22 protein-coding genes and 1 pseudogene are annotated in these 25035 nt (G+C 68.9%); 17 read left to right on the forward strand and 6 right to left on the reverse strand.

The features are described 5' to 3' along the window. From murD to JL100_RS20730, 11 genes and pseudogenes are all read left to right on the forward strand, one after another. Complete coding sequence (gene murD, locus JL100_RS20680; RefSeq protein WP_202684656.1) at positions 1-1398, forward strand: UDP-N-acetylmuramoyl-L-alanine--D-glutamate ligase; 1398 nt, start codon at positions 1-3, stop codon at positions 1396-1398. After that, positions 1395-2519, forward strand: coding sequence for a putative lipid II flippase FtsW (ftsW, locus tag JL100_RS20685; protein ID WP_202684657.1), 1125 nt, complete (start codon positions 1395-1397; stop codon positions 2517-2519). Before murD ends, ftsW begins: the two co-directional genes overlap by 4 nt. After that, a complete protein-coding gene (murG, locus tag JL100_RS20690) occupies positions 2516-3700 on the forward strand; it encodes an undecaprenyldiphospho-muramoylpentapeptide beta-N-acetylglucosaminyltransferase (RefSeq protein WP_202684658.1) in 1185 nt (394 codons plus the stop codon). Before ftsW ends, murG begins: the two co-directional genes overlap by 4 nt. Beyond that, positions 3700-5144, forward strand: a pseudogene (gene murC, locus JL100_RS20695) (UDP-N-acetylmuramate--L-alanine ligase); the annotation flags it as partial. The gene murG and the pseudogene murC, both read left to right, overlap by 1 nt. Continuing rightward, positions 5127-6086 (forward strand): UDP-N-acetylmuramate dehydrogenase, encoded by a 960-nt coding sequence (gene murB / locus JL100_RS20700; protein WP_202684660.1) that lies wholly within the window; start codon positions 5127-5129, stop codon positions 6084-6086. The pseudogene murC and the gene murB, both read left to right, overlap by 18 nt. After that, positions 6083-7012, forward strand: a complete 930-nt coding sequence (locus JL100_RS20705; RefSeq protein ID WP_202684661.1) for a D-alanine--D-alanine ligase — start codon at positions 6083-6085, stop codon at positions 7010-7012. Before murB ends, JL100_RS20705 begins: the two co-directional genes overlap by 4 nt. Beyond that, entirely contained in the window at positions 7000-7908 is a 909-nt protein-coding gene (locus tag JL100_RS20710) for a cell division protein FtsQ/DivIB (protein ID WP_202684662.1), read from the forward strand. The genes JL100_RS20705 and JL100_RS20710 overlap by 13 nt, the downstream gene beginning before the upstream one ends. Before the next feature lie 135 nt (positions 7909-8043). Beyond that, a complete protein-coding gene (gene ftsA / locus JL100_RS20715; RefSeq protein WP_202684663.1) occupies positions 8044-9312 on the forward strand; it encodes a cell division protein FtsA in 1269 nt (422 codons plus the stop codon). Positions 9313-9501: 189 nt separating this feature from the next. Then, positions 9502-11325: a cell division protein FtsZ gene (gene ftsZ, locus JL100_RS20720; protein ID WP_202684664.1), complete on the forward strand. Its 1824-nt coding sequence runs from the start codon at positions 9502-9504 to the stop codon at positions 11323-11325. A gap of 290 nt (positions 11326-11615) precedes the next feature. Further along, the gene (gene lpxC / locus JL100_RS20725) at positions 11616-12560 is read left to right on the forward strand and encodes a UDP-3-O-acyl-N-acetylglucosamine deacetylase (RefSeq protein WP_202684665.1); all 945 of its coding nucleotides are present in this window, start codon (positions 11616-11618) and stop codon (positions 12558-12560) included. 102 nt (positions 12561-12662) lie between these two features. Then, a complete protein-coding gene (locus tag JL100_RS20730; protein WP_202684666.1) occupies positions 12663-14174 on the forward strand; it encodes a class I SAM-dependent methyltransferase in 1512 nt (503 codons plus the stop codon). Between the two features lie 12 nt (positions 14175-14186). Here the strand turns inward: JL100_RS20730 and JL100_RS20735 are convergent, their stop codons facing one another. Continuing rightward, positions 14187-15131, reverse strand: a complete 945-nt coding sequence (locus JL100_RS20735) for a bifunctional riboflavin kinase/FAD synthetase (protein ID WP_202684667.1) — start codon at positions 15129-15131, stop codon at positions 14187-14189. Positions 15132-15265: 134 nt separating this feature from the next. Continuing rightward, positions 15266-15715: a MaoC family dehydratase gene (locus JL100_RS20740; protein WP_202684668.1), complete on the reverse strand. Its 450-nt coding sequence runs from the start codon at positions 15713-15715 to the stop codon at positions 15266-15268. 252 nt (positions 15716-15967) lie between these two features. Between JL100_RS20740 and JL100_RS20745 the strand changes: the two genes are divergently transcribed. Further along, entirely contained in the window at positions 15968-16771 is an 804-nt protein-coding gene (locus tag JL100_RS20745) for an SDR family NAD(P)-dependent oxidoreductase (RefSeq protein WP_202684669.1), read from the forward strand. Between the two features lie 7 nt (positions 16772-16778). Here the strand turns inward: JL100_RS20745 and JL100_RS20750 are convergent, their stop codons facing one another. Then, positions 16779-17402 (reverse strand): LysE family translocator, encoded by a 624-nt coding sequence (locus JL100_RS20750; RefSeq protein ID WP_202684670.1) that lies wholly within the window; start codon positions 17400-17402, stop codon positions 16779-16781. Positions 17403-17572: 170 nt separating this feature from the next. On the opposite strand from JL100_RS20750, the gene JL100_RS20755 reads away from it, so the two are divergent. Then, entirely contained in the window at positions 17573-18607 is a 1035-nt protein-coding gene (locus JL100_RS20755; RefSeq protein WP_202684671.1) for an alpha/beta hydrolase, read from the forward strand. Here JL100_RS20755 and JL100_RS20760 read toward each other — a convergent pair. Continuing rightward, positions 18566-19279 carry an orotate phosphoribosyltransferase gene (locus JL100_RS20760; protein WP_202684672.1) on the reverse strand — a complete coding sequence of 238 codons (714 nt, stop codon included), beginning with the start codon at positions 19277-19279 and terminating at the stop codon, positions 18566-18568. The two genes, JL100_RS20755 and JL100_RS20760, sit on opposite strands and share 42 nt — an antisense overlap. Positions 19280-19315: 36 nt before the next feature. After that, positions 19316-20374 carry a dihydroorotase gene (gene pyrC, locus JL100_RS20765; RefSeq protein WP_202684673.1) on the reverse strand — a complete coding sequence of 353 codons (1059 nt, stop codon included), beginning with the start codon at positions 20372-20374 and terminating at the stop codon, positions 19316-19318. 179 nt (positions 20375-20553) lie between these two features. Here pyrC and hisS point away from each other — a divergent pair, with 179 nt between their 5' ends. From hisS to thiE, 4 genes are all read left to right on the forward strand, one after another. Beyond that, complete coding sequence (gene hisS, locus JL100_RS20770; protein ID WP_202684674.1) at positions 20554-21903, forward strand: histidine--tRNA ligase; 1350 nt, start codon at positions 20554-20556, stop codon at positions 21901-21903. A 348-nt stretch (positions 21904-22251) separates the two neighbouring features. Further along, complete coding sequence (locus tag JL100_RS20775) at positions 22252-22689, forward strand: hypothetical protein (protein ID WP_202684675.1); 438 nt, start codon at positions 22252-22254, stop codon at positions 22687-22689. Between the two features lie 86 nt (positions 22690-22775). Continuing rightward, the gene (locus JL100_RS20780) at positions 22776-23705 is read left to right on the forward strand and encodes a class I fructose-bisphosphate aldolase (protein ID WP_202684676.1); all 930 of its coding nucleotides are present in this window, start codon (positions 22776-22778) and stop codon (positions 23703-23705) included. An 83-nt stretch (positions 23706-23788) separates the two neighbouring features. Continuing rightward, the gene (thiE, locus tag JL100_RS20785) at positions 23789-24427 is read left to right on the forward strand and encodes a thiamine phosphate synthase (RefSeq protein ID WP_202684677.1); all 639 of its coding nucleotides are present in this window, start codon (positions 23789-23791) and stop codon (positions 24425-24427) included. Positions 24428-24447: 20 nt separating this feature from the next. Here the strand turns inward: thiE and JL100_RS20790 are convergent, their stop codons facing one another. Next, complete coding sequence (locus tag JL100_RS20790; RefSeq protein ID WP_202684678.1) at positions 24448-24900, reverse strand: hypothetical protein; 453 nt, start codon at positions 24898-24900, stop codon at positions 24448-24450. Between the last annotated feature and the right edge of the window lie 135 nt (positions 24901-25035).

Genomic DNA, 25035 nt, shown 5'->3' on the forward strand with positions numbered 1-25035 from the left:
ATGATCGACCTCAAGCATCTCCGGGGAAAGCGCTACGCGGTCATGGGCCTCGCCAAGTCGGGACTGGCCACGGCACGGGCGCTGATGGACGCCGGCGTGGAGATCCTGGCCTGGGACGACGGCGAGGCCGGACGCGCCGCCGCCTCCGCCGCCGGCATCCCGCTGACCGACCTGAATACGGCCGACCTTTCAGGGGTCGAGGCGCTGGTGCTGTCGCCCGGCATCCCGCACACCTTCCCGAAGCCCAACGCGGTCGCGGCGCGGGCCAGGGATGCCGGCCTGCCCATCGTCGGCGACATCGAGCTGCTGTACCGGGCGCAGCCCAAGGCGTCCTATGTCGGCATCACCGGGACCAACGGCAAATCCACCACGACGGCGCTGATCGGGCACATCCTGGCGCTCGCCGGCCGGAGGATACAGGTCGGCGGCAATCTCGGCACGCCGGTCCTGAGCTTCGAGCCCCTGGGCGAGGACGGCGTTTACGTGCTTGAGATGTCCTCGTACCAGCTGGAGCTGGTGCCCTCCGTCGGGTTCAACGTCGCGATCCTGCTCAACGTCACCCCCGACCACCTGGACCGCCACGGCGGCATGGACGGCTATGTCGCCGCCAAGCGCCGCATCTTCCAGCACCCGAAGCGCTCGCACACGGCGATCGTCGGCGTGGACGACGCCCATTGCCGGGCCGTTTTCGAGGAGATGGAGCACACCGTCCCCTGCGCCGTGGTCCCCATATCGGCGGAGCGGCCGACCAAGGGGATCTTTGTCCTGGACGGCAAGCTGTACGACGGCGGCGCGGAGCCGGTGATCGACCTCGCCGGGATCGCCGCCCTGCCCGGCCGGCACAACTGGCAGAACGCCGCGGCGGCCTTCGCGGCGGCGCGCGCCTGCGGCGTGCCGCTCGACACCATCCTGGCGGGGCTGCGCAGCTTCCCCGGCCTGGCGCACCGCCAGCAGCTTGTGGCGGAGCGCGACGGCGTCCGGTTCGTCAACGACAGCAAGGCGACAAATGCCGACGCCGCGGCCAAGGCGCTGGTCTGCTACGACCCGATCTACTGGATCATCGGCGGCCAGCCCAAGGAGGGCGGCCTGGACGGGCTGGAGCCCTTCATGCCGCGCATCCGCCATGCCTTCCTGATCGGGCAGGCGACGGAGCAATTCGCCGCGTGGCTCCACGCCCGGGACGTCGCCTATACCCGGTGCGGAACCCTGGAAACCGCCGTGCCGGCCGCGGCGGCGATGGCGCGGGACGAGGCGCTGCCCGGCGCCACGGTGCTGCTGTCGCCGGCCTGCGCCTCCTGGGACCAGTTCAGGAACTTCGAGCATCGCGGCGAGGTTTTCGCGGCCCTGGTGGCGGCCTTGACGAGTGACGTATCGGTGAAGAAGGAAGTCGCGGGATGACCGCTTTCGCCCGGACCGACCATTCCATATTCGGCAAGTGGTGGTGGACGGTGGACCGCTGGACGCTGGCGGTGGTGGCGGTCCTGATGGGCCTCGGCATCGTGCTGGTCCAGGCGGCGAGCCCGGCCGTCGCCGAACGCATCGGGCTGGACAATTTCCACTTCGTCCAGCGCCATATCCTGATGCTGGTGCCCGCCTGCATGGTGATGGTCGGCGTGTCGCTGCTGAGCCTGCGCGGCGTCCGGCGGACGGCGGTGATCGCCTTCATCCTCTTCACGATCCTGCTGGCGCTGACCATGGTCATCGGGTTCGAGATCAAGGGTGCCCGCCGCTGGATCCATGTCCCCGGCCTGTCGATCCAGCCGTCGGAGTTCGTCAAGCCGGCCTTCGCCGTGGTCGCCGCCTGGCTGTTCGCCCACGGCAAGACCAGCGAGCGGTTCCCCGGCGCGGCCATCTCCATCATGCTCTACCTGATGATCGTCGGGCTGCTGATGATGCAGCCGGACCTGGGCATGACCTTCGTGGTCTCGGTGGTGTGGTTCTGCCAGTTCTTCCTAGCCGGGCTGCCGATCGTGCTGGTCGCCATCCTCGGCGTTCTGGGCATCACCGGCCTGGTCGGCGCCTACATGCTGTTCCCGCACGTGTCCAGCCGCATCGACCGCTTCATCGACCCGGCGGCGGGCGACAACTACCAGGTGACCCGGTCGCTGGAGGCTTTCCAGAACGGCGGCGCGTTCGGCACCGGCCCCGGCCAGGGCAGCATCAAGATGATGCTGCCGGACGCCCATGCCGACTTCATCTTCGCGGTCGCCGGCGAGGAGCTGGGGCTTTTCTGGTGCCTCGTCCTGATCACGCTGTTCGCCTTCGTCGTGATCCGCGGCTTCCTGCGGGTGATGCGCGACGACAACCTGTTCGTCGTCCTGGCGGTCACCGGGCTGCTGACCCAGTTCGGGCTCCAGGCCTGGATCAACATGGCGTCGAGCCTGCACATGATGCCGACCAAGGGCATGACCCTGCCTTTCATCAGCTACGGCGGGTCGTCGCTGCTGGCCCTGGGCTTCGGCATGGGAATGGTGCTGGCGCTGACCCGCAAGCGCTTCGGCGGAGGAGACGGGACATGACGATCCCTGTGACGCAAGGCCCCGTCGTCCTGGCCGCGGGCGGTACCGGCGGGCACATGTTCCCGGCGGAAGCGCTGGCCCGTGAGCTGCTGGCGCGCGGCCACCGGGTGGTGCTGGTCACCGACCGGCGCGGCAAGGCGTTCGGCGACGCCCTGCCGGAGGTGGAGGTCCACCGCATCCGCGCGTCCAGCTTCGGCAGCGGCGTCATGGGCAAGCTGCGCGGCGCCGTCGAGCTGGGCCTGGGAGCGATCCAGGCACGCCGGCTGATCGCGGCGCTGCGGCCGTCCGTCGTGGTGGGCTTCGGCGGGTATCCCTCGGTCCCGACGGTCCTGATGGCGCAGCGGGCGGGCGTTCCGACCGTGCTGCACGAGCAGAACGCCGTGCTCGGCCGGGCCAACCGGATGCTGGCGCCCGGCGCGGCCCGAATCGCCACCTCCTTCGCCGCGGTATCGGCGGTCAAGCCGGCCGACCGGGCGAAGCTGGTGCCGACCGGCAACCCGGTGCGCCCGGGTGTCGCGGCCGTGCGGGACCTGCCCTATCCGGCGCTGGAGCCGGGCGGCGAGCTCCGGCTGCTGGTGGTCGGCGGCAGCCAGGGAGCCCGGATCTTCAGCGAGATCGTGCCGGCGGCCCTGGCGCTGCTTCCGGACGCGCTGCGGCGGCGCATCCGCATCGCCCAGCAGTGCCGGCCCGAGGACCTGGAGGCGGCGAAGGCCGCGTTCGCCGAGGCGGGCGTCGATGCCGAGCTGTCCAGCTTCTTCCGCGACGTGCCGGACCGGCTGGCGGCCTGCCATCTCGCCGTCTGCCGGTCGGGCGCCTCGACCGTCGCCGAACTGGCCGCGGCCGGCCGGCCGGCCGTTCTGGTGCCCTACCCGTTCGCCATGGACGACCACCAGACCGCCAACGCGCAGGCCGTCGCCGATGCCGGCGGCGCCTGGCTGATGCCCCAGCCGGCCTTCACGCCGAAGGCGCTGGCGGACCGGCTGGAAGCGCTGCTCGACCTGCCCGCCACCCTGGGCAAGGCGGCGGAGGCGGCCCGGACGCGCGGCGCCGCGGACGCCGCCTCGCGCCTGGCCGACATCGTCACCGACATCGCCACGGGCGCCCCCAGGGGCGCCGCATCCCCCCGAAGCGACCGGGCGAAAGCCGGCGCGGACCATTACTCCACCGAGGCCGCCGAATAATGAGAGCCCTGCCCCTGTCCATCGGGACGATCCACTTCGTCGGTATCGGCGGGATCGGCATGAGCGGCATCGCCGAGGTGCTGCGGAACCTGGGCTATTCCGTCCGCGGGTCGGACATCGCCGACAGCGCCAACGTCAAGCGCCTGCGCGCCCTGGGGATCCCCGTCGAGATCGGCCACCGCGGCGAGAACCTGGCCGACGCCTCGGTCGTGGTGATCTCCTCCGCGGTCAAGAAGGACAATCCGGAGGTCGTCGCGGCCAGGAACGCCCTGATCCCGGTGGTCCGCCGGGCCGAGATGCTGGGCGAGCTGATGCGGCTGAAATGGTCGATCGCGATCGGCGGCACCCACGGCAAGACCACGACCACCAGCATGGTCGGCACCCTGCTGGAAGGCGCCGGGCTGGACCCGACCGTGATCAACGGCGGCATCATCAACGCCTACGGCACCAACACCCGCCTGGGCGCCGGCGACTGGATGGTGGTCGAGGCGGACGAGAGCGACGGCACCTTCACCAAGCTGCCGGCGCTGATCACCGTGGTGACCAACATCGACCCCGAGCACCTGGACCACTACGGCACCTTCGACGGGGTTCGCTCCGCCTTCGACAGCTTCGTCCAGAACATCCCGTTCTACGGCTTCGCGGCGCTGTGCATCGACCATCCCGAGGTCCAGGCGATGATCCCGCGCGTCGCCGACCGCCGGATCGTGACCTACGGCTTCAGCCCGCAGGCCGACGTGCGTGCGGTGGACGTGGTGACCGGGACCGACGGCGCCCGCTTCGACGTGGCGCTCAGCGACCGCGTCGCCGGGGAGCCGCGCGTGATCCAGGGCATCCACCTGCCCATGTTCGGGCTGCACAACGTGCAGAACAGCCTGGCCGCCATCGCGGTCGGCAACGAGATGGGCATCGACGGCGACAAGATCCGGTCCAGCTTCGCCCGCTTCTCCGGCGTCAAGCGGCGCTTCACCAAGACCGGCGAGAGCAACGGCGTGACCGTGATCGACGATTACGGCCACCATCCGGTGGAGATCGCCGCCGTGCTGAAGGCGGCCCGGACCGCCGGGACCGGCCGGACCATCGCCGTGGTCCAGCCGCACCGCTACAGCCGCCTGCACAGCCTGTTCGAGGATTTCTGCGCCTGCTTCAACGATGCCGACACCGTCCTGGTCGCCGACGTCTATGCCGCCGGCGAGCAGCCGATCGAGGGTGCCGACCGCGACGGCCTGGTCGAGGGGCTTCGCATGCGCGGCCACCGCCAGGTTCTGCCGCTGCCGTCGCCGGAAGCCCTGCCGTCCATGGTCCGCGACCTCGCACAGCCCGGCGACTTCGTCGTCTGCCTGGGCGCCGGCAACATCACCGCCTGGGCCAACGCCCTGCCGGGCGAGCTGGACAAGCTCCACGGCACCGAGGGAGGCAAGAAACGATGACGGCGGCCGCTCCCATGCACCACCATGAGCCCCACCTGATCGACCGCCTGCCGGCGGTGCGCGGACGGCTGACCGCGAACGCGCCGCTGGCGAACGTCACCTGGTTCCGCGTCGGCGGCCCGGCGGAGGTGATGTTCAAGCCGGCCGATGCCGACGATCTGGCCGCGTTCCTGGCGGGTTGCCCGGCCGACGTGCCGGTGACCGTGATCGGCGTCGCGTCGAACCTGCTGGTGCGCGACGGCGGCGTGCCCGGCGTCGTGGTCCGGCTGGGCCGCGCCTTCGCCGACGTGGCGGCGGACGGCCTGGAGATCCGCGCCGGCGCCGCGGCGCTGGACCTGAACGTGGCCGTGGCGGCGCGAGACGCCGGCATCGCCGGGCTGGAATTCCTGTCGGGCATCCCCGGCACGATCGGCGGCGCGATCCGCATGAACGGAGGCGCCTATGGCCGCGAGTTGTCCGACGTGGCGGTCTCGGCCACCGCCCTGGATCGGCAAGGGCGGGCACATGTGCTGGACCGCGACGCGCTGGGACTGACTTACCGGCACTGCGCAGTTCCGGAGGACTGGATCTTCACCGGCGCCATCCTGCGCGGCCATCCCGGCGATCCTCACGAGATCGGCGGCCGCATGCACGAGATCGCTTCGGCGCGGGCGGACAGCCAGCCGGTGCGGGCGCGGACCGGCGGCTCGACCTTCGCCAACCCGCCGGGCGAGAAGGCCTGGGCGCTGATCGACCGCGCCGGCTGCCGGGGCCTGATGATCGGCGGCGCGCAGGTGTCGGAGAAGCACTGCAACTTCCTGCTCAACCTGGGCTCCGCCACGGCGGACGACCTGGAATCCCTGGGCGAGGAGGTCCGCCGCCGCGTCTACGAGACGTCGGGCATCGAGTTGCGCTGGGAAATCCGCCGCATCGGCGTTCCCGCGCCGGGCAAGACCATTCCGGGGAGCACGCCATGACCGCGAAGCCGCAGCATGTCGCCGTCCTGCTGGGCGGCTGGTCGGCCGAGCGGGAGGTGTCCCTGGTCAGCGGCGCCGCCGCGGCCAGGGCGCTGCGGGAAAGCGGCTACCGGGTGACCGAGATCGACGTCTCCCGCGACCTGGGCGCGCTGATAGCGGCCCTGACCCCGCGCCCCGACGTGGTGTTCAACGCGCTGCACGGGCGCGGCGGCGAGGACGGGACGATCCAGGGCGTTCTCGACATACTGGGCCTGCGCTACACCCATTCCGGCATGGTGGCCTCCGCCATCGCCATGGACAAGACGCTGACCAAGCGGCTGCTGGAGAGCGTCGGCGTCCGCTCGCCCAAGGGAATGGTGGCGACGCGGGAGCAGGTGCTGGCCGGCGACATCATGCCCGCCCCCTATGTGCTGAAGCCCAACAACGAGGGGTCGAGCGTCGGCATCCGGATCGTCCGTCCGGGCGACAACCGCGACCCGGTGGACGCCGAGAGCTGGAACCACGGCGAGACGGTCCTGATCGAGCAGTACATCCCCGGCCGGGACCTGACCGTCGCCGTGATGGGCGACCGCGCCCTGACAGTGACCGAGATCCGGCCCCATTCCGGCTTCTATGACTATTCGGCGAAGTACACCGACGGCCGGGCTACGCACCTCGTCCCGGCCCCCGCCCCGCAGGCCGTTCTGGACGAGGCCATGCGGATGGCCCTGCTCGCGCACCGGACCTTGGGCTGTGCCGGAGTGAGCCGCAGCGACTTCCGTTGGGACGATGCAATTACGGATAGCGCGGGAGTTTATTTCCTAGAAATTAACACACAGCCCGGTATGACCCCCCTGTCTTTGGTTCCCGAACAGGCGGCGTATCTGGGTATACCGTTTGCTGATCTGGTCGTCTGGATGGTGGAGAACGCCGCATGTCACGTGTGAACAAGCCGACCCTCTGCGCGCCCCGCGACCTCCGCGCCCGCACGGCGGAGCGCGCGCGCAACGCGACACAGAAGGCCACGGAAAAGGCGAACCGCCGCCGTTCCTGGCCGCGCTGGACCGAGAAGGCGATGCGCCTGGGGCTGATCGCGTTCCCGATCCTGCTGGCCGGCGGCGCCGGGACCTGGGCGTACCAGACCGGATGGTTCGGGACCATGGCCGACCGGACGACCGCCGCCTTGATCGACCTGACCGTGGACGCCGGGCTGGAGGTCCAGGAGGTGCTGGTCGAAGGCCGGGTCGAAACCGACCGCAACGCCGTGATGGCCGCGATCCAAGTCAAGCGCGGCGACCCGATCATGCGGTTCGACCCCGAGGCGGCGCGCGCCGGCCTGGAGCGGCTGCGCTGGGTAGCCACCGCCACGGTGGAACGTCGCCTGCCCAACACCGTGTTCGTCAAGCTGGACGAGCGCCGGCCGATGGCGCTGTGGCAGCGCGACGGCAAGCTAGCGCTGATCGACCGGGACGGCGAGGTCCTGACCGAGCGCGAACTGGGCCGCTACAACAACCTGCTCCAGATCATCGGCGCAGATGCGCCGAAGCACGCGCCGGAACTGCTGGGCCAGCTGGCGACCGTGCCGGCGCTGTTCGAACGGGTCAACGCCGCCAGCCGCGTCGGCGGCCGGCGCTGGGACCTGCATCTGGCCAACGGCGTCGTGGTGCGTCTGCCGGAAAGCGACATCGGCGGCGCCCTGAAGCATCTGGCCGAGCAGGAGCTGAAACAACCGGTGCTTGACCGCGACATCGTCGCCGTCGACCTCCGCCTGCCGGATCGTCTGGTCATCCAGACTTCGACGGCTGCGGCACAACGTCGCCGTGTGCCCGAGGAAAAGATCTGATTGGGTAGCGGGCTAACCGAAATAGGTAATACATACCAAATGCAGTAAGGCAATCGCCGTTTGAAATACTGTATCTTGGGATGATAAAGTGATTACTGCGTTAGGCCGAGGCCTGAAGGGACTGCGAGCGAAACGATGGCCTTCAACGGGAGCAAGAGAGTGAAGCGACCGGTGCGCGGTGGGGTAATCGCCGCGCTGGACGTCGGCACAACCAAGGTCTGCTGCTTCATCGCGCGGGTCGAGGATGGCGGCGCCTTGCGGATCGTCGGGATCGGCCATCAGGTTTCACGCGGCCTGAGGGCCGGCACCATCGTCGACATGGACGCGGCGGAACAGGCGATCGGCACGACCGTCCATGCCGCGGAGCAGATGGCGGGCGAGACGATCCGCGAGGTGCTGGTCAACATCTCCGGCGGCCAGCCGGTCTCGCACACCGCGAACGTCGAGATCCCGATCGGCGGGCACGAGGTCGGCGACGCCGACGTGCGCCGGGCGCTGGCCCAGGCGCGGCAGTTCCAGGGCAGCGCCGACCAGGAGCTGATCCACTCCATCGCGGTCGGCTATTCGATGGACGGCAACCGCGGCATCCGAGACCCGCGCGGCATGTTCGGCGAGAAGCTGGGCGTCCAGCTCCACACCGTGACCGCCGGGTCGAACGCGGTGCGCAACCTCGCCACCTGCGTCGCCCGCTGCCACCTGGACATCGAGAGCTTCGTCGTCTCCCCCTTCGCCAGCGGGCTCGCGGCCCTGGTCGAGGACGAGATGGAGCTGGGCTGCACCCTGATCGACATGGGCGGCGGCACCACGACCATCTCGGTCTTCTTCGACGGCAAGTGCGTCTATACCGACTGCGTGCCGGTCGGCGGCAGCCACGTGACCAACGACATCGCGCGCGGCCTGACCACGCCCGTGGCCCATGCCGAGCGAATGAAGACCCTGTACGGCAGCGCCATCGCCAACGTCGCCGACGAGCGCGAGATCATCGACGTGCCCCAGGTCGGCGAGGACGAGCCGGCCCAGGCCAACCACGTGCCGAAATCGCTGCTGGTCGGCATCATCCAGCCCCGGCTGGAAGAGATCTTCGAGCTGGTCCGCGCTCGCCTGGAAGTCAGCGGCATGGGCAAGGTGGCCGGCCGCCGGGTCGTGCTGACGGGCGGCGCCAGCCAGCTGCCGGGCACGCGCGAGCTGGCCCAGCTCATCCTGGACAAGCAGGTCCGGCTCGGCCGGCCGATGCGGATCGACGGGCTGGCGGAAGCCACCGGCGGTCCCGCCTTCTCGACGGCGGCCGGGCTGCTGGCCTTCGCGGTGCAGAGCCACGCGGAGTTGCCGGGCTTCAGCGCCGAGGCGGAACCGCCGAAACATCTTTGGGGACGCGTGAGCCTCTGGCTGAAGGAGAACCTATGAGCCGGGGCCAGGAACAGTCGACAAAGCGGAACAGCGCGCCGCGCGGATGCCGGGATAGAGACGCCCGGATCCGTGAAAGCGATCGGACACGACGGGCGATATGCGGGCCGGCGATGACCGGCGGTGTGAAAACCAACATGAATTCATGGAATTGAATTCGGGCGAATTCGAAGGGAACTGGAGGCTGTCATGATCAATCTCAGCATGCCGGAAATCGAAGTGGATCTGCGGCCGCACATCACGGTGTTCGGCGTCGGCGGGGCTGGCGGCAACGCCGTCAACAACATGATCAAGTCCAACCTGGAAGGCGTCGAGTTCGTCGTCGCCAACACCGACGCCCAGGCGCTGAAGGGTGCCCTGGCGGAAAAGCGCCTCCAGCTCGGCACCACGATAACGCGCGGCCTGGGCGCGGGTTCCCGGCCTGATGTCGGCCGCGCCGCGGCGGAAGAGCAGCTCGCCGAGATCATGGGGTACCTGGAAGGGGCCAACATGGTCTTCATCACCGCCGGCATGGGCGGCGGCACCGGCACCGGTGCCGCCCCCGTGATCGCGCGGGCGGCCCGGGAGCAGGGCATCCTGACCGTCGGCGTGGTGACCAAGCCGTTCCACTTCGAAGGCGCGCACCGCATGCGCCTGGCCGAGACGGGGATCAACGAGCTCCAGCAGTTCGTCGATACCCTGATCATCATCCCGAACCAGAACCTGTTCCGCATCGCCAACGAGAAGACCACGTTCGCCGACGCCTTCAAGATGGCCGACGACGTGCTCCATTCCGGCGTGCGCGGCGTGACCGACCTGATGGTGATGCCGGGCCTGATCAACCTCGACTTCGCCGACATCCGGTCGGTGATGACCGAGATGGGCAAGGCCATGATGGGCACCGGCGAGGCGTCGGGCGAGCGCCGGGCGATCGACGCGGCCGAGGCCGCGATCAGCAACCCGCTGCTGGACGACGTGTCCATGAAGGGCGCGCGCGGCGTGCTGATCAACATCACCGGCGGCATGGACATGACGCTGTTCGAGGTGGACGAGGCGGCCAACCGCATCCGCGACGAGGTCGATCCCGACGCCAACATCATCTTCGGCTCGACCTTCGATCAGGACCTCGACGGCCGCATGCGCGTTTCGGTGGTCGCCACCGGCATCGAGGCCGAGAAGATCGCCCATCCCCGCCCGGCCACGACCCCGGCCACCAACGGCCTGAGCGTGGTCAGCGGCGGCCGCAAGACCGTCTCGCCGGCTCCGGGACCCGCTGGCCTCGTCGCGCGCGCCGACCAGGCCCGCCAGCCGACCGACTACCACCACACGCTGGTGGCCGCCCCGCTGCATCCAGGTGCCGCCCAGGGCCACGCCGGCCAGGGGCACCCCGGCCAGGGCGGTTCCCAGGGTTACGCGCCCCAGCCGCACGCTCCGCAGGGCCACGCCGCGGTCGGCAACACCGTCCGGACGTTCATCCCTGAGACGCAGCAGTACCAGCATCCGGAAGCGGCGCCCTCCGCCTACGCGCCCGCAGCCGAACCCGCAGCATCCCCGGCCCCGCAGCAGATGGAGGCCCAGCCGGCCCACCATCACTCGGAGCTGACGGCCCAGCCGCGCGGCCGCGAGCCCGAGCGGGTCAGCGGCCCGCTGCGCGGCCAGAACCAGGACGGCGTCTTCATCGCCCCGCGCCCGGCCGATTCGGGTCAGCGTCCGCAGAGCCAGAACCTCAACACGGAACGCTACCTCGCCCCGACGGCGGCCCTGCCGGAGGCGGCCCCGAAGAAGCGCGGCAGCTCCCTGTTCGAGCGGGTCACCGGCCTGGGCCGGCGGATCATGGAAGGCTCGGAGCCCGAGCAGCAGGCCCGCCAGGCGCCGCAGCCGCCGACCCCGCCGGTCGGGATCAAGCAGGCTCCGGGCGGTGCCCCGCAGGCACCGCGCCCGGCGCCCGAGCCGATGGACCGTCCGACCAAGATGAGCCATGCGGAAGAGGAAATGCTGGATATCCCGGCCTTCCTGCGCCGCCAGGCCAACTGACCCGCGGGTCCTAACCGGCCGGCGGCGCCCCGCGCGCCGCCGGCCCACCTGCCGAAACGAGCTCCCGGCCCTTGCGGCCGGGAGCTTTTTTCTTGGTCCAATGCTTTGAATACGAAGACGCAGGTGTGACGGTGATCACTCGATGACTATCCCGCATCTGCGTAACAATCCGTAACAAAGAGTGATTTGAGCTATGGCGTGGGACTTGTTAGGTATTAGCTGTGGGTAGCGCCCACGACAGCAAAGTGCCTATCGAAGTATTGCCCACACGACGCATAGCAGGTAATCAAGTGTCCGAGCAAAGCCAGAGTAACGAGACGAAATTTCAGCAGACGCTGAAGAGCCCGATCAATTGCACCGGCATCGGTCTGCATTCCGGGTCCAAGGTCTCCATGCGCCTGATGCCGTCGGATGCGAATACCGGCATCGTGTTCGTCCGGACCGACCAGCCGGCCGACCGCGCGACCGTTCGGGCAGACTGGGACCGGGTGACCGACACCAAGCTCTGCACCGTGATCTCCAACGACGCCGGGGTGTCGATCGGCACGATCGAGCACCTGATGGCGGCGCTGCGCGGCTGCGGCATCGACAACGCGGTGATAGAGCTGAACGGCCCGGAAGTGCCGATCATGGACGGCAGTTCCGCTCCCTTCGTGTTCCTGATCGAGTGCGCCGGCATCCGGCAGCAGGACAAGCCGCGCCGCCTGATCAAGATCCTCAAGCAGGTCACCGTCGGCGACCAGACCCGCTTCGCCAGCCTGACGCCCTCGCCGGTGACCGGTTTCAGCTTCGAGATCGACTTCGCCAGCGCCGCGGTGGCCCGCCAGGAGACCTACGTCAAGCTCGGCAGCGGCACCTTCAAGGGTGAACTCGCTCGCGCCCGCACCTTCGGCTTCCTGCACGAGGTCGACCAGATGCGCAAGCTGGGACTGGCCCGCGGCGGCTCGCTGGACAACGCCATCGTCATCAACGGCGACAAGGTGCTGAACGAGGGTGGCCTGCGCTACTCGGACGAGTTCGTGCGCCACAAGATCCTGGACAGCATCGGCGACCTGTACTTGGCCGGCGCGCCGATCGTCGGCCATTTCCACGGCTGCCGCTCGGGCCATGCTCTGAACAACCAGCTGTTGCGCGCCCTGTTCGCCGACCAGAGCGCCTGGTGCTACGTCGATGCCGACGAGGCAGGCGCGACGCCGGCCGAATGGGCCCGGGAGAAGATCGCGGCCGTCGCGTGAGCGGCGACCGACAAGCGGACTGACCGCAGCGAAAGGCACCGGAGGGCTTCCCTTCCGGTGCCTTTTTCGTTCTGATGGAGCCCTCAGTGGAGGGAGCGGGCCATGTCCGAAGACCGCGCGTCGGGCTATGTGACCGGGATCGAGTATACCAGCGGTTATTATCTCGAGTTGGGTCCGGTGCGGCTCAGCTTCGCCGCGCAACTCGCCGGCCTCGGCGGTCCCGATCCCGGCCTGCCCTTCACCTACCTGGAACTGGGCGCCGGCCAGGGACGCTCGACGGCGCTGCACGCCTCGGCCCTGCCCCATGGCCGGTTCTTCGCCGCCGACCTGAACCCCGCCCATGTCCGCAACGCCCGAGCTCTTTGCGAGTCGGCCGGCGTCGCCAACGTGACATGGCTGGAACGGAGCTTCGCGGAGCTGCTGGACGAGGATCTGCCCGACTTCGACTTCATCACGCTGCAGGGCGTCTATTCCTGGATCAGCGCGGAGAATCGGCGGTGCGTGGTCGAGCTGATCCGGCGGCGGCTCAAGCCGGGCGGGCTGGTCTATCTCAGCTACAACGCGCTGCCCGGCTGGACCGCGGCGGCCCCGCTCCGCCGGCTGATGACCGACCATGCCGCCCTGGGGACCGGGCCGCTGGAAGGCCGCATCCGGGATTCGGTCGGGTTCGCCCGGCGCCTGCGCGATGGCGGAGCCCGCTATTTCGAGCGCAACCCAGCGGCGGCGGCGCGTCTGGATCAGATCGCGGACAAGTCCGAGGCCTATCTCGCCCATGAATATTTCAACCGGGACTGGACGCTGTTCTATTCCGCCGACGTCGCGGCGGAGATGGCGGAGGCCGGGCTGCGTTTCGCCGGATCGGCCCACCTTATGGACCAGACAGACGCCCTGACGATCCCGTCGAGGGTGCGGCCGGCCCTGGCCGGTATCGACGACCCGGTATTCCGCGAGACCGCGAAGGACTTCATCACCGGGCGCTCGTTCCGGCGCGATGTCTTCGGCCGGCCGGGAACCCGGCCGATGTCAGACCCGGTCCTGGCCCTGGTCACGCCGCGCGAGGCGTGCCCCGACGGAGTCACGGTTCCGGCCGGCGACTTCCGGATGGACGGGGCGCTGCATGGACCCGTGCTGGACGCCCTTGCCGGCGAACCGCAGCCGCTTTCAAGCCTGCTCGCCTTGCCCGCCCTGGCCGCGCGGGGGTCCGCCGAGGCGCTGGACGCCGTCGTGACGCTGGCGGGGCTGGACCTGATCGGCCCCGCGCTGCCGCCCGCCGGTCTGCCCGGGCGGCTGGCATCCACGCGCCGTTTCAACGCGGCGATGCTGGACAGGCAGAAGGCCGGCCTGGAAAGCTCGGTTCATCTGGCGTCGCCGGTGCTGGGAAGCGGCGTCGAGGTCAATCTGCTGGAAGGCTTGGCCTTGGCTGCATGGCGGGAGGGCGCCGCCGATCCGGCGCGGTTCGTCTGGACCGTGCTGGCCGGACGGGGCCAGCGCCTCGTCAAGGACGGCAGGGCGCTGGAGAGCGAGGCCGACAATCTGGCGGAGATCGCGGAGCGTATCGACGTCTTCGCGGCAAGCCGCCTGCTGCTGCTGAGCCAGTTGGGTGTCGCGGAATGACCCGCGTTTCCGTCAGGGATTCGCGGCCAGAAGCCCGCGAGCGGTCCCGGCGTCGGTCAGGATCTGCTGCTTCAGCGCGTCGAAGCTCTCGAACTTCCGCTCCGGCCGGATGAAGTCGATCATCTGCACCCGCAGATGCCTGCCGTAGAGATCGCCGGAAAAGTCGAACAGGTGGACCTCCAGCAGTTCCTTGAGCCCATCGACCGTCGGCCGCCGGCCCAAATTGGCGACGCCGTCCGTCCAGATCGTCTGGGCGCCCTGGTCTATGCCGGCGCGCACGGCATAGACGCCGTAACGGGGCCGCAGATATTCGCCCAACTCCAGGTTGGCGGTCGGGAAGCCGATGGTGCGGCCGCGCTGGTCGCCATGCTCGACCCGGCCTTCCAATTCCCACGGCCGCCCCAGCACGGATGCTGCTTCCCGGGGATTTCCGGCGGCCAGGAGGTCCCGCACGCGGGTGGAGGAGAAGACGCCGCCGGCGGCGTCGGCCGCGGGCTTCACCTCGGTCACGCCGAAACCGGCGGTGCGCGCCGCCTGATAGAGATAGCCGACGTCGCCGCCGCGCTTGTGGCCGAATACGAAATCGTAGCCGGCGACCACATGGCTGGCGCCCAATCCCGCCACCAGCACCTCGTCGACGAACTGCTGTGCCGTCTTGCGGGAGAAAGCCTGGTCGAAATGGATGACGAACAGCAGGTCGACCCCGACGTTCTCGATATGACGGGCCTTGGTGCGGAAGGGGGTGAGGCGGAACGGCTCGTCGGCCGGCCGGAACAGGCTGCGGGGGTGCGGTTCGAAGGTGAGCACGGCGAGCGGCTTGCCGGTGGCTCTGGCGATATCGGCTGCGGTGCCGATCACGATACGGTGACCGCTATGGACGCCATCGAAATTGCCCAGCGCCACCACGGCGCCGCGCGCGTCTTCCGGCAGGTCTGTATAGTGTCTGAATAGTCTCATACCGGGCACCCCCTTGCCGCCCGGATCTCGATTAGCTCAAAAAAACAAGGATGTATATAGGCCGCGATCGGCGCGCGGTAAGCGTCCCGATCGCGGAGTCCCGCTGCGCCCGGGCAGACCGGGCGCTCCGCCCGTCACATCCGGGAGGGGACCATCAGGAGCGCGTCGCCGTCGATCACCACGTTGCCGGCCACGGTGCAGACCGTCTTGACCGCCACCCGGCGCTTCTCGGAGAAGATCTCGGTCACCGTGACCCGCGCCTGGACGGTGTCGCCCGGCTTCACCGGCGCCTTGAACTTCAGATTCTGGCTCAGATAGATGCAGCCCGGGCCGGGCAGCTTGGTGCCGAGCACGGTCGAGATCAGGCTGGCGGTCAGCATGCCGTGGGCGATGCGTCCCTGGAACATGGTGGTGCTGGCGAATTCCTGATTGAGGTGCACCGGATTGGTGTCGCCCGACACGCCGGCATAGAGCACGATGTCGGCGTCAGTCACGGTCCGCGCATACACGGCGGTCTGACCGACGGAGAGGTCCTCGAGAAAAAAACCGGTCAGGCCATCGTTGGCGCTGCGCACGTCATCCATAATCCGACCTCTTCGTGTTCCAATGCACACGGATTGTGCATCGGGCAGCCATTCTTTCGCAATGCGGCATAACCGCGCCCTTGCCGCGTTGATCCAGGCCACCATCCCATAAGACCTATGAAGGAGAGGTTAGTTCCGGACGCCTGTTGAATTGCCCTGAAGAGTTTGACTTTCCGGATACCCGAGCAACCGTCTATCGGACCCGCCGCAGTGGTCGGCACGGGTTTTCGGCATTTCAGGGGATAACACAGCATGAGTCACGGCTTCGCCCTCATCACCGGCGGCACCACCGGCATCGGCGCCGCCTTCGCCAGGCTGCTTCCGGAAAGCACCGGCCTGCTGCTCGTCGCGCGCAACGAGGAGAAGCTCGCCGAACGTCGCGCCGAACTGGAACGGCCGGGACGGACGGTTGAAACGGTCGCCGCCGACCTGTCCACGCGGGAAGGCCGCGACAAGGTCCTGGACAAGGCGGCCGAGTGCGAGATCGACCTGCTGATCAACAATGCGGGGGCCGGCCGGTTCGCCCGCGTCCTGGACAACGATCCGGACGACGAACTGGCGACGGTGGAACTGAACGTCGTGGCCCCCACCGTGCTGACCCGCGCGCTGCTGCCCGGCATGATCGAGCGCGCCCGGCGCGACCGCCGGCGGTGCGGGCTGATCCTGGTGTCGAGCACGACCGCCTTCCAGCCGATCCCGCTGCTGACGACCTATTCGGCGACCAAGTCGTTCGTGCTGGCCTATGGCGAGGGCCTGCGGGAGGAGACCCGGCACGACCCGCTGGACCTGCTGGTGCTCTGCCCCGGCGCCACGCGGACCGAGTTCAGCGAGCGTTCCGGCTTCGACCTGGGCAGCATCCCCGGCGCCGACGATCCCATGAAGGTGGCGCGCGAGGGGCTGGAGAACCTGGGCCAGCGGACGGTCCATGTGGTCGGTGTCGGCACCCGGGCGGCGCTGACGCCGTTCCTGATCCCGCGCCGCATCGCCACGGGCGGAGCGGGCGCGATCATGTCGATCCTGGGCAAGGTCAACCGCATGAAGCCCCGCCAGATGTGAGGCGGCATCACCCGGCGCGCAGGGCGTGCCACAAGGTGCTGAACGCGAAGCCGATGAACATCACCCCGGTCGCGCGGATGATCCAGATCTCCCCCGACCGGTACAGGCGGCGCAGCGGCGGCGTTCCGACCAGCCAGATCAGGATAGCGTCCGCGACCAGGAATCCGGCGAACACCGCGCCCAGCAGGAGCGGCGCATTCGCGGCGGTCAGGGACTCCAGGTCCTGGGCCAGCAGGGCCGTGAAGACCGACAGGGTGACCGGGTAGCTCTTTGGGTTGGTGATCCCGAACATCAGGCCGCGGGCCAGGGGCCGCCGCACGGAGGTGGAGACCTGCCCCGAGGCGTCGCGCCGGACCAGGACGGCGCGGGCTCCGAGATAGAGCAGGTACGCCCCGCAGACCAGCGCCAGCGCCTGGAACACGACAGGCGCTATGACCTTGGCGCCGATCAGCGCGGTCAGCGCCAGCATGGCCCACAGGGTGTCGCCGACCAGATGCCCGACCAGGAACCCGGCCCCGGCCCGCCGCCCCTGAGACGCGCCAATCCCCAGCAAGGCCAGCACGGCGGGACCGGGTGTCAGGACGACGATGGCGCCCGCCGTCGCGGCTGCCAGCAGGATCGACGCTTCCATAGTGATTCGCTTGTCCGTTCAGTGCATCGGGCTTCAAGGGGTGGCGGCATCCTGGAGCGGCGGAGGTTCGCGGGCAAGGGTCCAGGGTGCCCGGCGCCGGCCTTTTTAGGCGATTGCCTGCGCCCGCCGATGATGGCATTCAAAATGCCTCGTCTTCAACGGAGCTCCCTGTGCCGGACCTTGCCACATCAGCCGCATCCCCAGCCGATCTGGCGGCGGCGGAGCCTGCCCGCCTTGAGCCGCCGCCGGCCGTCGGGTGGCTGACATTGCCCGACGGGGCGGTGATCCGCCACGCCTGCTGGGAACCGGACGCGGCGCCCCGGGCGACGCTGCTGATGCTGAACGGCCGGTCGGAGTTCATCGAGAAATATGACGAGCTGGCACGGGACTGGAACGCGCGCGGGTTCCGCGTCCTCAGCCTGGACTGGCGCGGCCAGGGACTTTCCACCCGGCCGCTGCCGCCGCCGCGCCAGCAGCGCCATTACCTGACCGACTTCGCGATCCTGGAGGAAGACCTGCAGGTCTTCCTGGAACGGGTCGTCTTGCCGCGGCAGGCCGGGCCGCTGGTGCTCTATGCCCACTCCATGGGAGGGCATGTCGCGGCACGGTACCTTACGTCCGGCTGGCACCATTTCGCTGCCGCCGTGCTGTCGGCGCCCATGGCGGACATCAGCACGCAGGGGGTCCCCCGCCCGCTGGTCCGGGCGCTGGCGGCACTGATGAGCTTCGCCGGTTTCGGCACCGCCTATGCCTTCGGCCATGGCGACTATGATCCGGACCGGCAGGACTTCGCGACCAACCCGGTCTCCCACGACGCCAGGCGCTGGGCGATCCATCACCAGTGGTTCCGCGCCCATCCGGAACTGCGGGTCGGCGGCGTCACCTGGGCCTGGCTGCGCGCGACCTTCCGTTCCGTGGACCTGCTGGCCCGGCCGGAGACGTCGGCGGCCGTCGACCTGCCCATGCTGGTGCTGAGCCCGGTGCAGGACCCGCTGATCCCGCCCGAGGCCCACCAGGAACTGTGCCGGCGCTATCGCAAGTGCCGGCTGGTGCGCTACCCCGAGGCCCGGCACGAGATCATGATGGAGACCGACGATCTCCGCGCGCGGGCCTGGGCCGATATCGACGGCTTCCTGGCCGGGGTGCTGCCGGAAGCGCCCGCCCTACGAGGAGGGGTACTCGGCGACGCCGCCATGGGCGCCTGACCAGTCCACCGGGTTGTTCAGGAACTTCTCGACCTCGCCCAGGGTGTGCGTGTCGAAATAGTTGTTGTCCTTGGCGACCCGCAGCACGTCCCACCAGGTCGCCAGCGCGTGCAGCCGCACGCCCATGTTGGCCATGTTGGTGCGGCTCTGCGGGAAGATGCCGTAGTGGAAGACCACGAAGGTGTCGGATACCCGGGCGCCGGCGTCGCGCAGCGCCTGGACGAAGTTGATCTTGCTCTTGCCGTCGGTGGTCAGGTCCTCGACCAGCAGGGTGCGGGCCCCTTCCACCACGTCGCCCTCGATCTGGGCATTGCGGCCGAAACCCTTGGGCTTCTTCCGGATATACTGCATCGGCAGGGCCAGACGGTCGGCGATCCAGGCGGCGAACGGAATGCCCGCGGTCTCGCCGCCGGCGACGATGTCGATCGACTCGAACCCGATCTCCCGGGCCAGGGTCGCCGTCGCGAAATCGACCACCGCGTTGCGGGCGCGCGGATAGGAGATGATCTTGCGGCAGTCGATATAGACCGGGCTTGCCCAGCCGGACGTGAAGATGAACGGCTTGTCGCCGTTGAAATGCACCGCCTTGATCTCGATCAGCATCTTGGCGGTGAGCGTGGCGATGAAGTCCGGATCGTGGGTCGCGCTGAGCGAGGTCTGGGGCGAGGTCATGGGCGGGGTCCGTGGCAGGAGTCAGAAGATCGGAAATCAGGATTCGGGAACGAGGCGCCAGTCCAGGCGCTCGCCGCTCCGGAAGGGAAGCACGGCGTCGCCATCGGCGGACAGGACGATGTCCGGGACGGTCTGGCCGCTCCGTTCCAGCGTGACCGTGTCGGGATTGGGGTCCAGGCCGTAGAAGCGGGGACCGTTCAGGCTGGCGAATGCCTCGAACCGGTCGAGCGCCCCCTCCTCCGCGAAGACCTGGGCATAGACCTCCACCGCGGTCGGCGCCGTGAAGACGCCGGCGCAGCCGCAGGCGCTTTCCTTGGCGGTCACGGAATGGGGGGCGCTGTCGGTGCCCAGGAAGAACGGTGCCGCTCCCGACGTTGCGGCGCGGCGCAGCGCCAGCCGGTGGCGCTCGCGCTTGGCGATCGGCAGGCAATAGAGATGCGGCCGGATGCCGCCGGCGAAGATGTGGCTGCGGTTGATCACCAGATGATGGGCGGTGATGGTGGCGCCCAGCCGGCCGCTGGCGTCGGCGGACACGAAGTCCGCCGCCTCCTCCGTGGTGATGTGCTCGAACACCACCTTGAGCTCCGGATAGCGCTTCAGCAGCGGCGCCAGCACGCGGTCGATGAACACTGCCTCGCGGTCGAAGATGTCCACGTCCTGGTCGGTCACCTCGCCATGGACCAGCAGCGGCATGCCGATGCGCTGCATCCGCTCCAGCACGGCGGAGACCTTGTCGAGGTCGGTCACGCCGTGGGCCGAGTTGGTGGTGGCGTGCGCCGGGTAGAGCTTGACCGCGGTGAAGACGCCTTCCTCATGGCCTCGCGCGATCTCGTCCGGATCGGCGCCGTCGGTCAGGTAGCAGGTCATCAGCGGCTGGAAGGCCGAGCCTTCCGGCAGGGCGTCGCGGATCGCCTCCGCGTAGCGCTTCGCCTGATCCACCGTGGTGACCGGCGGCTTCAGGTTGGGCATGATGATGGCGCGGCCGAACTGCCGCGCGGTGAAGGGCAGCACCGCCTTCAGCATGGCGCCGTCGCGGAGATGCAGGTGCCAGTCGTCGGGACGGCGTATGGTGAGGCTGTTCGGCGTGTCTGACATCGCATGCGGTCCGCTGACGGGGGGATCTTCCGGCGTTCGCCTCAGCGGGTTTTAGAGACTTTGCCGTCCCGGCTCAACCGGCATGGGCGGTGGTCTGGTTTGCGCGAGCGCACGGAAGCCGCTAGATTGCCGGCCCTGTTGAAGCTCCCCGAAAAATCCGGCCCCCGAAGAAAACCGACATGAGCCTGATCCAAGCCAAGACCCCGCCGGGCGTGATGGAACTGCTGCCCAAGGACCAGATCGCTTTCCAGCGATTCCTGGACACCATCCGGCGCGGATACGAGCGCTTCGGCTTCCTGCCGGTGGAAACCCCGGTGTTCGAGACCGTGGACGTGCTGCTGACCAAGACCGGCGGCGAGACCGAGAAGCAGGTCTATTTCGTCCAGTCCACCGGTGCTCGCCAGCAAGGCAAGGACGCCGAGCTGGCGCTGCGCTTCGACCTGACCGTGCCGCTGGCCCGCTATGTGGCCGAGCACGAGCATGACCTGGCCTTCCCGTTCCGCCGGTACCAGATGCAGCGGGTGTATCGCGGCGAGCGGGCGCAGAAGGGGCGGTTCCGCGAGTTCTACCAGTGCGACATCGACGTGATCGGCAAGGACAGCTTGCCCGTCGCCTACGACGCCGAGATGCCGGCGGTGATCTACCACGTCTTCCGCGAGCTGAACGTCGGCGGCTTCACCATCAACTTCAACAATCGCAAGATGCTGGCCGGGCTGTTCGAGACCTTCTCGATCGAGGACGGCGAGCGGCGCAAGCTGGCGCTCCGCGAGATCGACAAGCTGGACAAGATCGGCCGGGACAAGGTGATCGAGAGCCTGTCCGGCGAGGGGATCGGGCTGGACCGCGAGCTTGCGACGCGGCTGCTGGACGCGATCGGCCTGACCGGCACCAATGCCGAGATCATGGCGGCCCTGGGCGCCATGGCGGGCAGGAGCGAGCTGTTCGCCCAGGGGCTGGCGGAGCTGGAAGCCGTGCTGGCCGGCCTGAAGGCGCTGAAGGTGCCGGAGGAGTTCTACCGGATCAACCCGGCCATCGCGCGCGGGCTGGACTATTACACCGGCACGGTCTACGAGACCTTCCTGAACGACTTCCCCGGGATCGGCAGCGTCTGCTCGGGCGGGCGCTACGACAATCTGGCGAGCCACTACACCAAGTCGAGGCTGCCGGGCGTCGGCATCTCGATCGGCGCCACCCGGCTGTTCTACCAGCTGAAGGAGGCCGGCGTCATCAAGGGCGACGGCAGCACCAGCGCCGTGCTGGTGACCCAGCTGGACCCGGCGCTGTCCGCCGACTATCTCGCGATCGCCGCCGAGCTGCGTGGCGCCGGGATCAACACGGAAGTGCAGTTCGAGGCGTCCAAGATCGCCAAGCAGCTCAAATACGCCGACCGCGCCGGCATCCGCTTCGCCGTCCTTATGGGCACGGACGAGCAGGCGCGCGGCACGGTGACGCTGAAGGACCTGGGCAAGGGCGAGCAGCACGACGTGCCGCGGGCGGAACTGGCGGAGCGGGTGCGCGGACTGATCTAGGGCCACGGATCACGGCGATGGCCGGAGATGATCCCGGCGGGATCTCCGACCATCGGCGCTGTCCGTGGCAGTCCTCGGCACGAATTGACCTTGTCGGCTCCGTGCCGCGGACGGCGCATGCTGGCTGCGCGAAGAGGTCCGACCCGGCTCAAGGCGGGGTCAGCTTTCGATCACTTGGTCGCGCAAACCCGGAAATAACCGGTGTTCCAATGGGTCCAAACGCCGTCCGGTTCCATTGCCTTCCAGGCGCCGAACAAGGGAACTCCTCGCACGAGGTTGAGGGTGATCTCCTATATAGGAGGGAGTGACAACCCTCCCCTGTACCGGGCCGAACCGGCGAGCAGCCACTTGATCTCTTCTCCCGCGCCGTCCCTCTCCGTTCCCCCGGCCGTCCTCGTCCACGGCATCGACGGCCTGCGCGCCGCCCTGGCCGCCGCGGCGAGCCTCGGGCGCCCGCTCACGGTGGTGAGCTTGCCCGGAGCGGCCGGGTCCGCCGGGGCGTCCTGGTTCCATGCCCTGGTCCAGGCGGGATCGGCGGAGCATCCGGACGTGCCGCTGACCGCGGTGCTGGATTGCGGCGACCAGCCCGGCCATGCGCTGGCGGCGCTGCGCGTCGGAGTCCGCCATTTGCTGCTGGCCGACTCGGTGCCGGCCTGGCCGCGCGTCCGGGCGATCGCGGAGGCCGCCGGCGCCACGCTGTACGGCTTGGCCGGCCCGGTCTTCGATCCGCGCTTCTTCCGCGACCCCGTCCGGGGATGCCGCGAATGGCTCGCGGTAAACCCATAGGGCGAACCGACGCAGCGTTGCAAACGGTGCCTCGAACGGCTATGCAAAGCCGTATTTCCGACAGAAAACAAATCGGGACCTGGACCATGAAGATCACGCGCCGCGTCAAAGAGATCCTCGCCAATTACGAGAGCGACAATCCGGGAACCAAGGGCAACCTCGCCCGCATCCTGATGGAAGGCCGTCTCGGCGGTACCGGCAAGCTGATCATCCTGCCGGTGGACCAGGGCTTCGAGCATGGCCCGGCGCGGAGCTTCGCGCCCAATCCCGCCGGCTACGACCCGCACTACCACTACCAGATGGCGATCGACGCCGGCCTGAGCGCCTATGCGGCTCCGCTGGGTCCGCTCGAAGCCGGTGCCGACACCTTCGCCGGCGCCATCCCGACCATCCTGAAGATGAACAGCGCCAACAGCCTGTCGCGCCAGAAGGAAGCCGCCGACCAGGCGGTGACCGCCAGCGTCAAGGACGCGCTGCGGCTGGGCTGCACGGCCATCGGCTTCACCATTTATCCCGGCTCGGACGCCATGTACCAGCAGTACGAGGAGATCCGGGAGCTGAGCGCCGAGGCCAAGAGCTACGGCATCCCGACGGTACTGTGGTCCTATCCCCGCGGCGGTCCCGTCACCAAGGACGGCGAGCTGGCGGTCGACGTGATCGCCTATGCCGCCCACATGGCGGCCCTGCTCGGCGCCCACATCATCAAGGTCAAGCTGCCGACCGAATATCTTGAGAACGCCGACGCCAAGAAGGTCTACCAGCAGCGCGAGATCCCGATCGGCACCTTGCCGGAGCGGGTGCGCCACGTGATGCAGTCCTGCTTCAACGGCCGGCGCATCGTGGTGTTCTCGGGCGGCGCCCACAAGGACGAGAATGCCATCTTCGACGACGCGCGGGCGATCCGCGACGGCGGCGGCAACGGCTCGATCATCGGCCGCAACAGCTTCCAGCGGTCCCGCGAGGACGCGCTGGCGCTGCTCGACCGGCTGATGAAGATCTATCTCGGGAAGGAATAACTCCCGGGCTTTCCGCTCCTCCGGGCCGGGCACCCGTGGCCCGGTCCGGGGGAGCGTTTTCATTTCTGGCGGAGTTATCTTCCATGGCGGACTGCCGCCTCTATCTCTGCACGCCGCCGGCGCTCGACCCGGTCGTGTTCGCCGACCAGCTGGCGCAAGCCCTGGACGGCGGGGACGTCGCCTGCGTCCAGCTCCGGCTGAAGGACGTGGACGACGACACCGTGCGCCGCGCCGTCGATGCGCTGCGGCCGGTCTCGCAGTCGCGCGGCGTCGCCTTCATCCTGAACGACCGGCCGGACCTGGCGGCGGAGATGGGATGCGACGGCGTTCATGTCGGCCAGAGCGATTGGCCCTATGCGAAGGCGCGGAAGGCCGTGGGAGCCGACGCCATCGTGGGCGTGACCTGCCATGACAGCCGCCACTTGGCGATGGAAGCGGCGGAGGCCGGCGCCGACTATGTCGCGTTCGGCGCGTTCTATCCGACCACGACCAAGCCGTCCCACTACCGGCCGGGGCCCGACCTGCTGCAATGGTGGTCGGAGATGATGGAAGTCCCCTGCGTCGCCATCGGCGGCATCACGCCGGAGAACTGCACGCCGCTGGTCAAGGCCGGCGCCGATTTCATCTGCGTCGTCACGGCCGTGTGGAACCACCCGGAGGGTCCGGGCGCCGGGGTCAAGGCGTTCAACGCGGCGATCGAGGCGGTGTCGGGAGCCGCCTGACCGCCGCGGCGGTACCGGTCTTAACGCGGCACGACAGTGCTTGCGGTGGCCAGAACCGCCGGCTCCGGCCATCGCGATCCGCGCGTTTCCAGGCTTTCGCGGGCCGCCCGGGCATCGCCGGCGACCACCGACAGGAACAGCGCCATGGACAGGATGGCCAGGAACGAACCGGCCAGCGTGACCACGAAGGCGACTGGGTTGCCGGTGCTGAGCAGAACCGCCAGCCCGCCGGCCATCCCGACGAAACCGGCGATCCCGGTACCGACCTGAACCTTCGCCAACCGCGTGACGGGACGGGCGCGTCCCCGGTGATAAAGGCCGTAGAGGCACATCGTCACCCAGCCCAGCAGGTTGAGGTGAGCATGCGCCGGGGCGAGCGTGAAGTCGTGCATCACGCCCATGTAGATGCCGAAGGACATTCCGGTCAGGGCCGCGGCGGCGGCCGCGACGAAACAGACATATTCCAGTTTCATGATCTTCCTCGTTGCCTCTCCCGCGCTGATCGGGAGCGAGCTTTTGAACTCGATGCGTGCCGCGGCGGGGCGGCGCGAACCGGGTCAAACTGGCAGGAGATGACGGCGAGGACTGTTGCCTGGTTCACACCGGGG

It is taken from the genome of Skermanella mucosa (assembly GCF_016765655.2).
GTDB lineage: Bacteria > Pseudomonadota > Alphaproteobacteria > Azospirillales > Azospirillaceae > Skermanella > Skermanella mucosa.

Bases quoted from the DNA above. Each gene is read 5' to 3' on its own strand.
- ftsZ (WP_202684664.1), top strand. From the start codon at position 9,502: ATGATCAATCTCAGCATGCCGGAAATCGAAGTGGATCTGCGGCCGCAC.
- JL100_RS20705 (WP_202684661.1), top strand. From the start codon at position 6,083: ATGACCGCGAAGCCGCAGCATGTCGCCGTCCTGCTGGGCGGCTGGTCG.
- JL100_RS20735 (WP_202684667.1), bottom strand. From the start codon at position 15,131: ATGAGACTATTCAGACACTATACAGACCTGCCGGAAGACGCGCGCGGC.
- JL100_RS20780 (WP_202684676.1), top strand. From the start codon at position 22,776: ATGAAGATCACGCGCCGCGTCAAAGAGATCCTCGCCAATTACGAGAGC.
- thiE (WP_202684677.1), top strand. From the start codon at position 23,789: ATGGCGGACTGCCGCCTCTATCTCTGCACGCCGCCGGCGCTCGACCCG.
- JL100_RS20745 (WP_202684669.1), top strand. From the start codon at position 15,968: ATGAGTCACGGCTTCGCCCTCATCACCGGCGGCACCACCGGCATCGGC.
- JL100_RS20710 (WP_202684662.1), top strand. From the start codon at position 7,000: ATGTCACGTGTGAACAAGCCGACCCTCTGCGCGCCCCGCGACCTCCGC.
- ftsA (WP_202684663.1), top strand. From the start codon at position 8,044: ATGGCCTTCAACGGGAGCAAGAGAGTGAAGCGACCGGTGCGCGGTGGG.
- pyrC (WP_202684673.1), bottom strand. From the start codon at position 20,374: ATGTCAGACACGCCGAACAGCCTCACCATACGCCGTCCCGACGACTGG.
- hisS (WP_202684674.1), top strand. From the start codon at position 20,554: ATGAGCCTGATCCAAGCCAAGACCCCGCCGGGCGTGATGGAACTGCTG.
- murB (WP_202684660.1), top strand. From the start codon at position 5,127: ATGACGGCGGCCGCTCCCATGCACCACCATGAGCCCCACCTGATCGAC.
- murD (WP_202684656.1), top strand. From the start codon at position 1: ATGATCGACCTCAAGCATCTCCGGGGAAAGCGCTACGCGGTCATGGGC.
- JL100_RS20760 (WP_202684672.1), bottom strand. From the start codon at position 19,279: ATGACCTCGCCCCAGACCTCGCTCAGCGCGACCCACGATCCGGACTTC.
- murG (WP_202684658.1), top strand. From the start codon at position 2,516: ATGACGATCCCTGTGACGCAAGGCCCCGTCGTCCTGGCCGCGGGCGGT.
- JL100_RS20740 (WP_202684668.1), bottom strand. From the start codon at position 15,715: ATGGATGACGTGCGCAGCGCCAACGATGGCCTGACCGGTTTTTTTCTC.
- JL100_RS20790 (WP_202684678.1), bottom strand. From the start codon at position 24,900: ATGAAACTGGAATATGTCTGTTTCGTCGCGGCCGCCGCCGCGGCCCTG.
- ftsW (WP_202684657.1), top strand. From the start codon at position 1,395: ATGACCGCTTTCGCCCGGACCGACCATTCCATATTCGGCAAGTGGTGG.
- JL100_RS20750 (WP_202684670.1), bottom strand. From the start codon at position 17,402: ATGGAAGCGTCGATCCTGCTGGCAGCCGCGACGGCGGGCGCCATCGTC.
- JL100_RS20730 (WP_202684666.1), top strand. From the start codon at position 12,663: ATGTCCGAAGACCGCGCGTCGGGCTATGTGACCGGGATCGAGTATACC.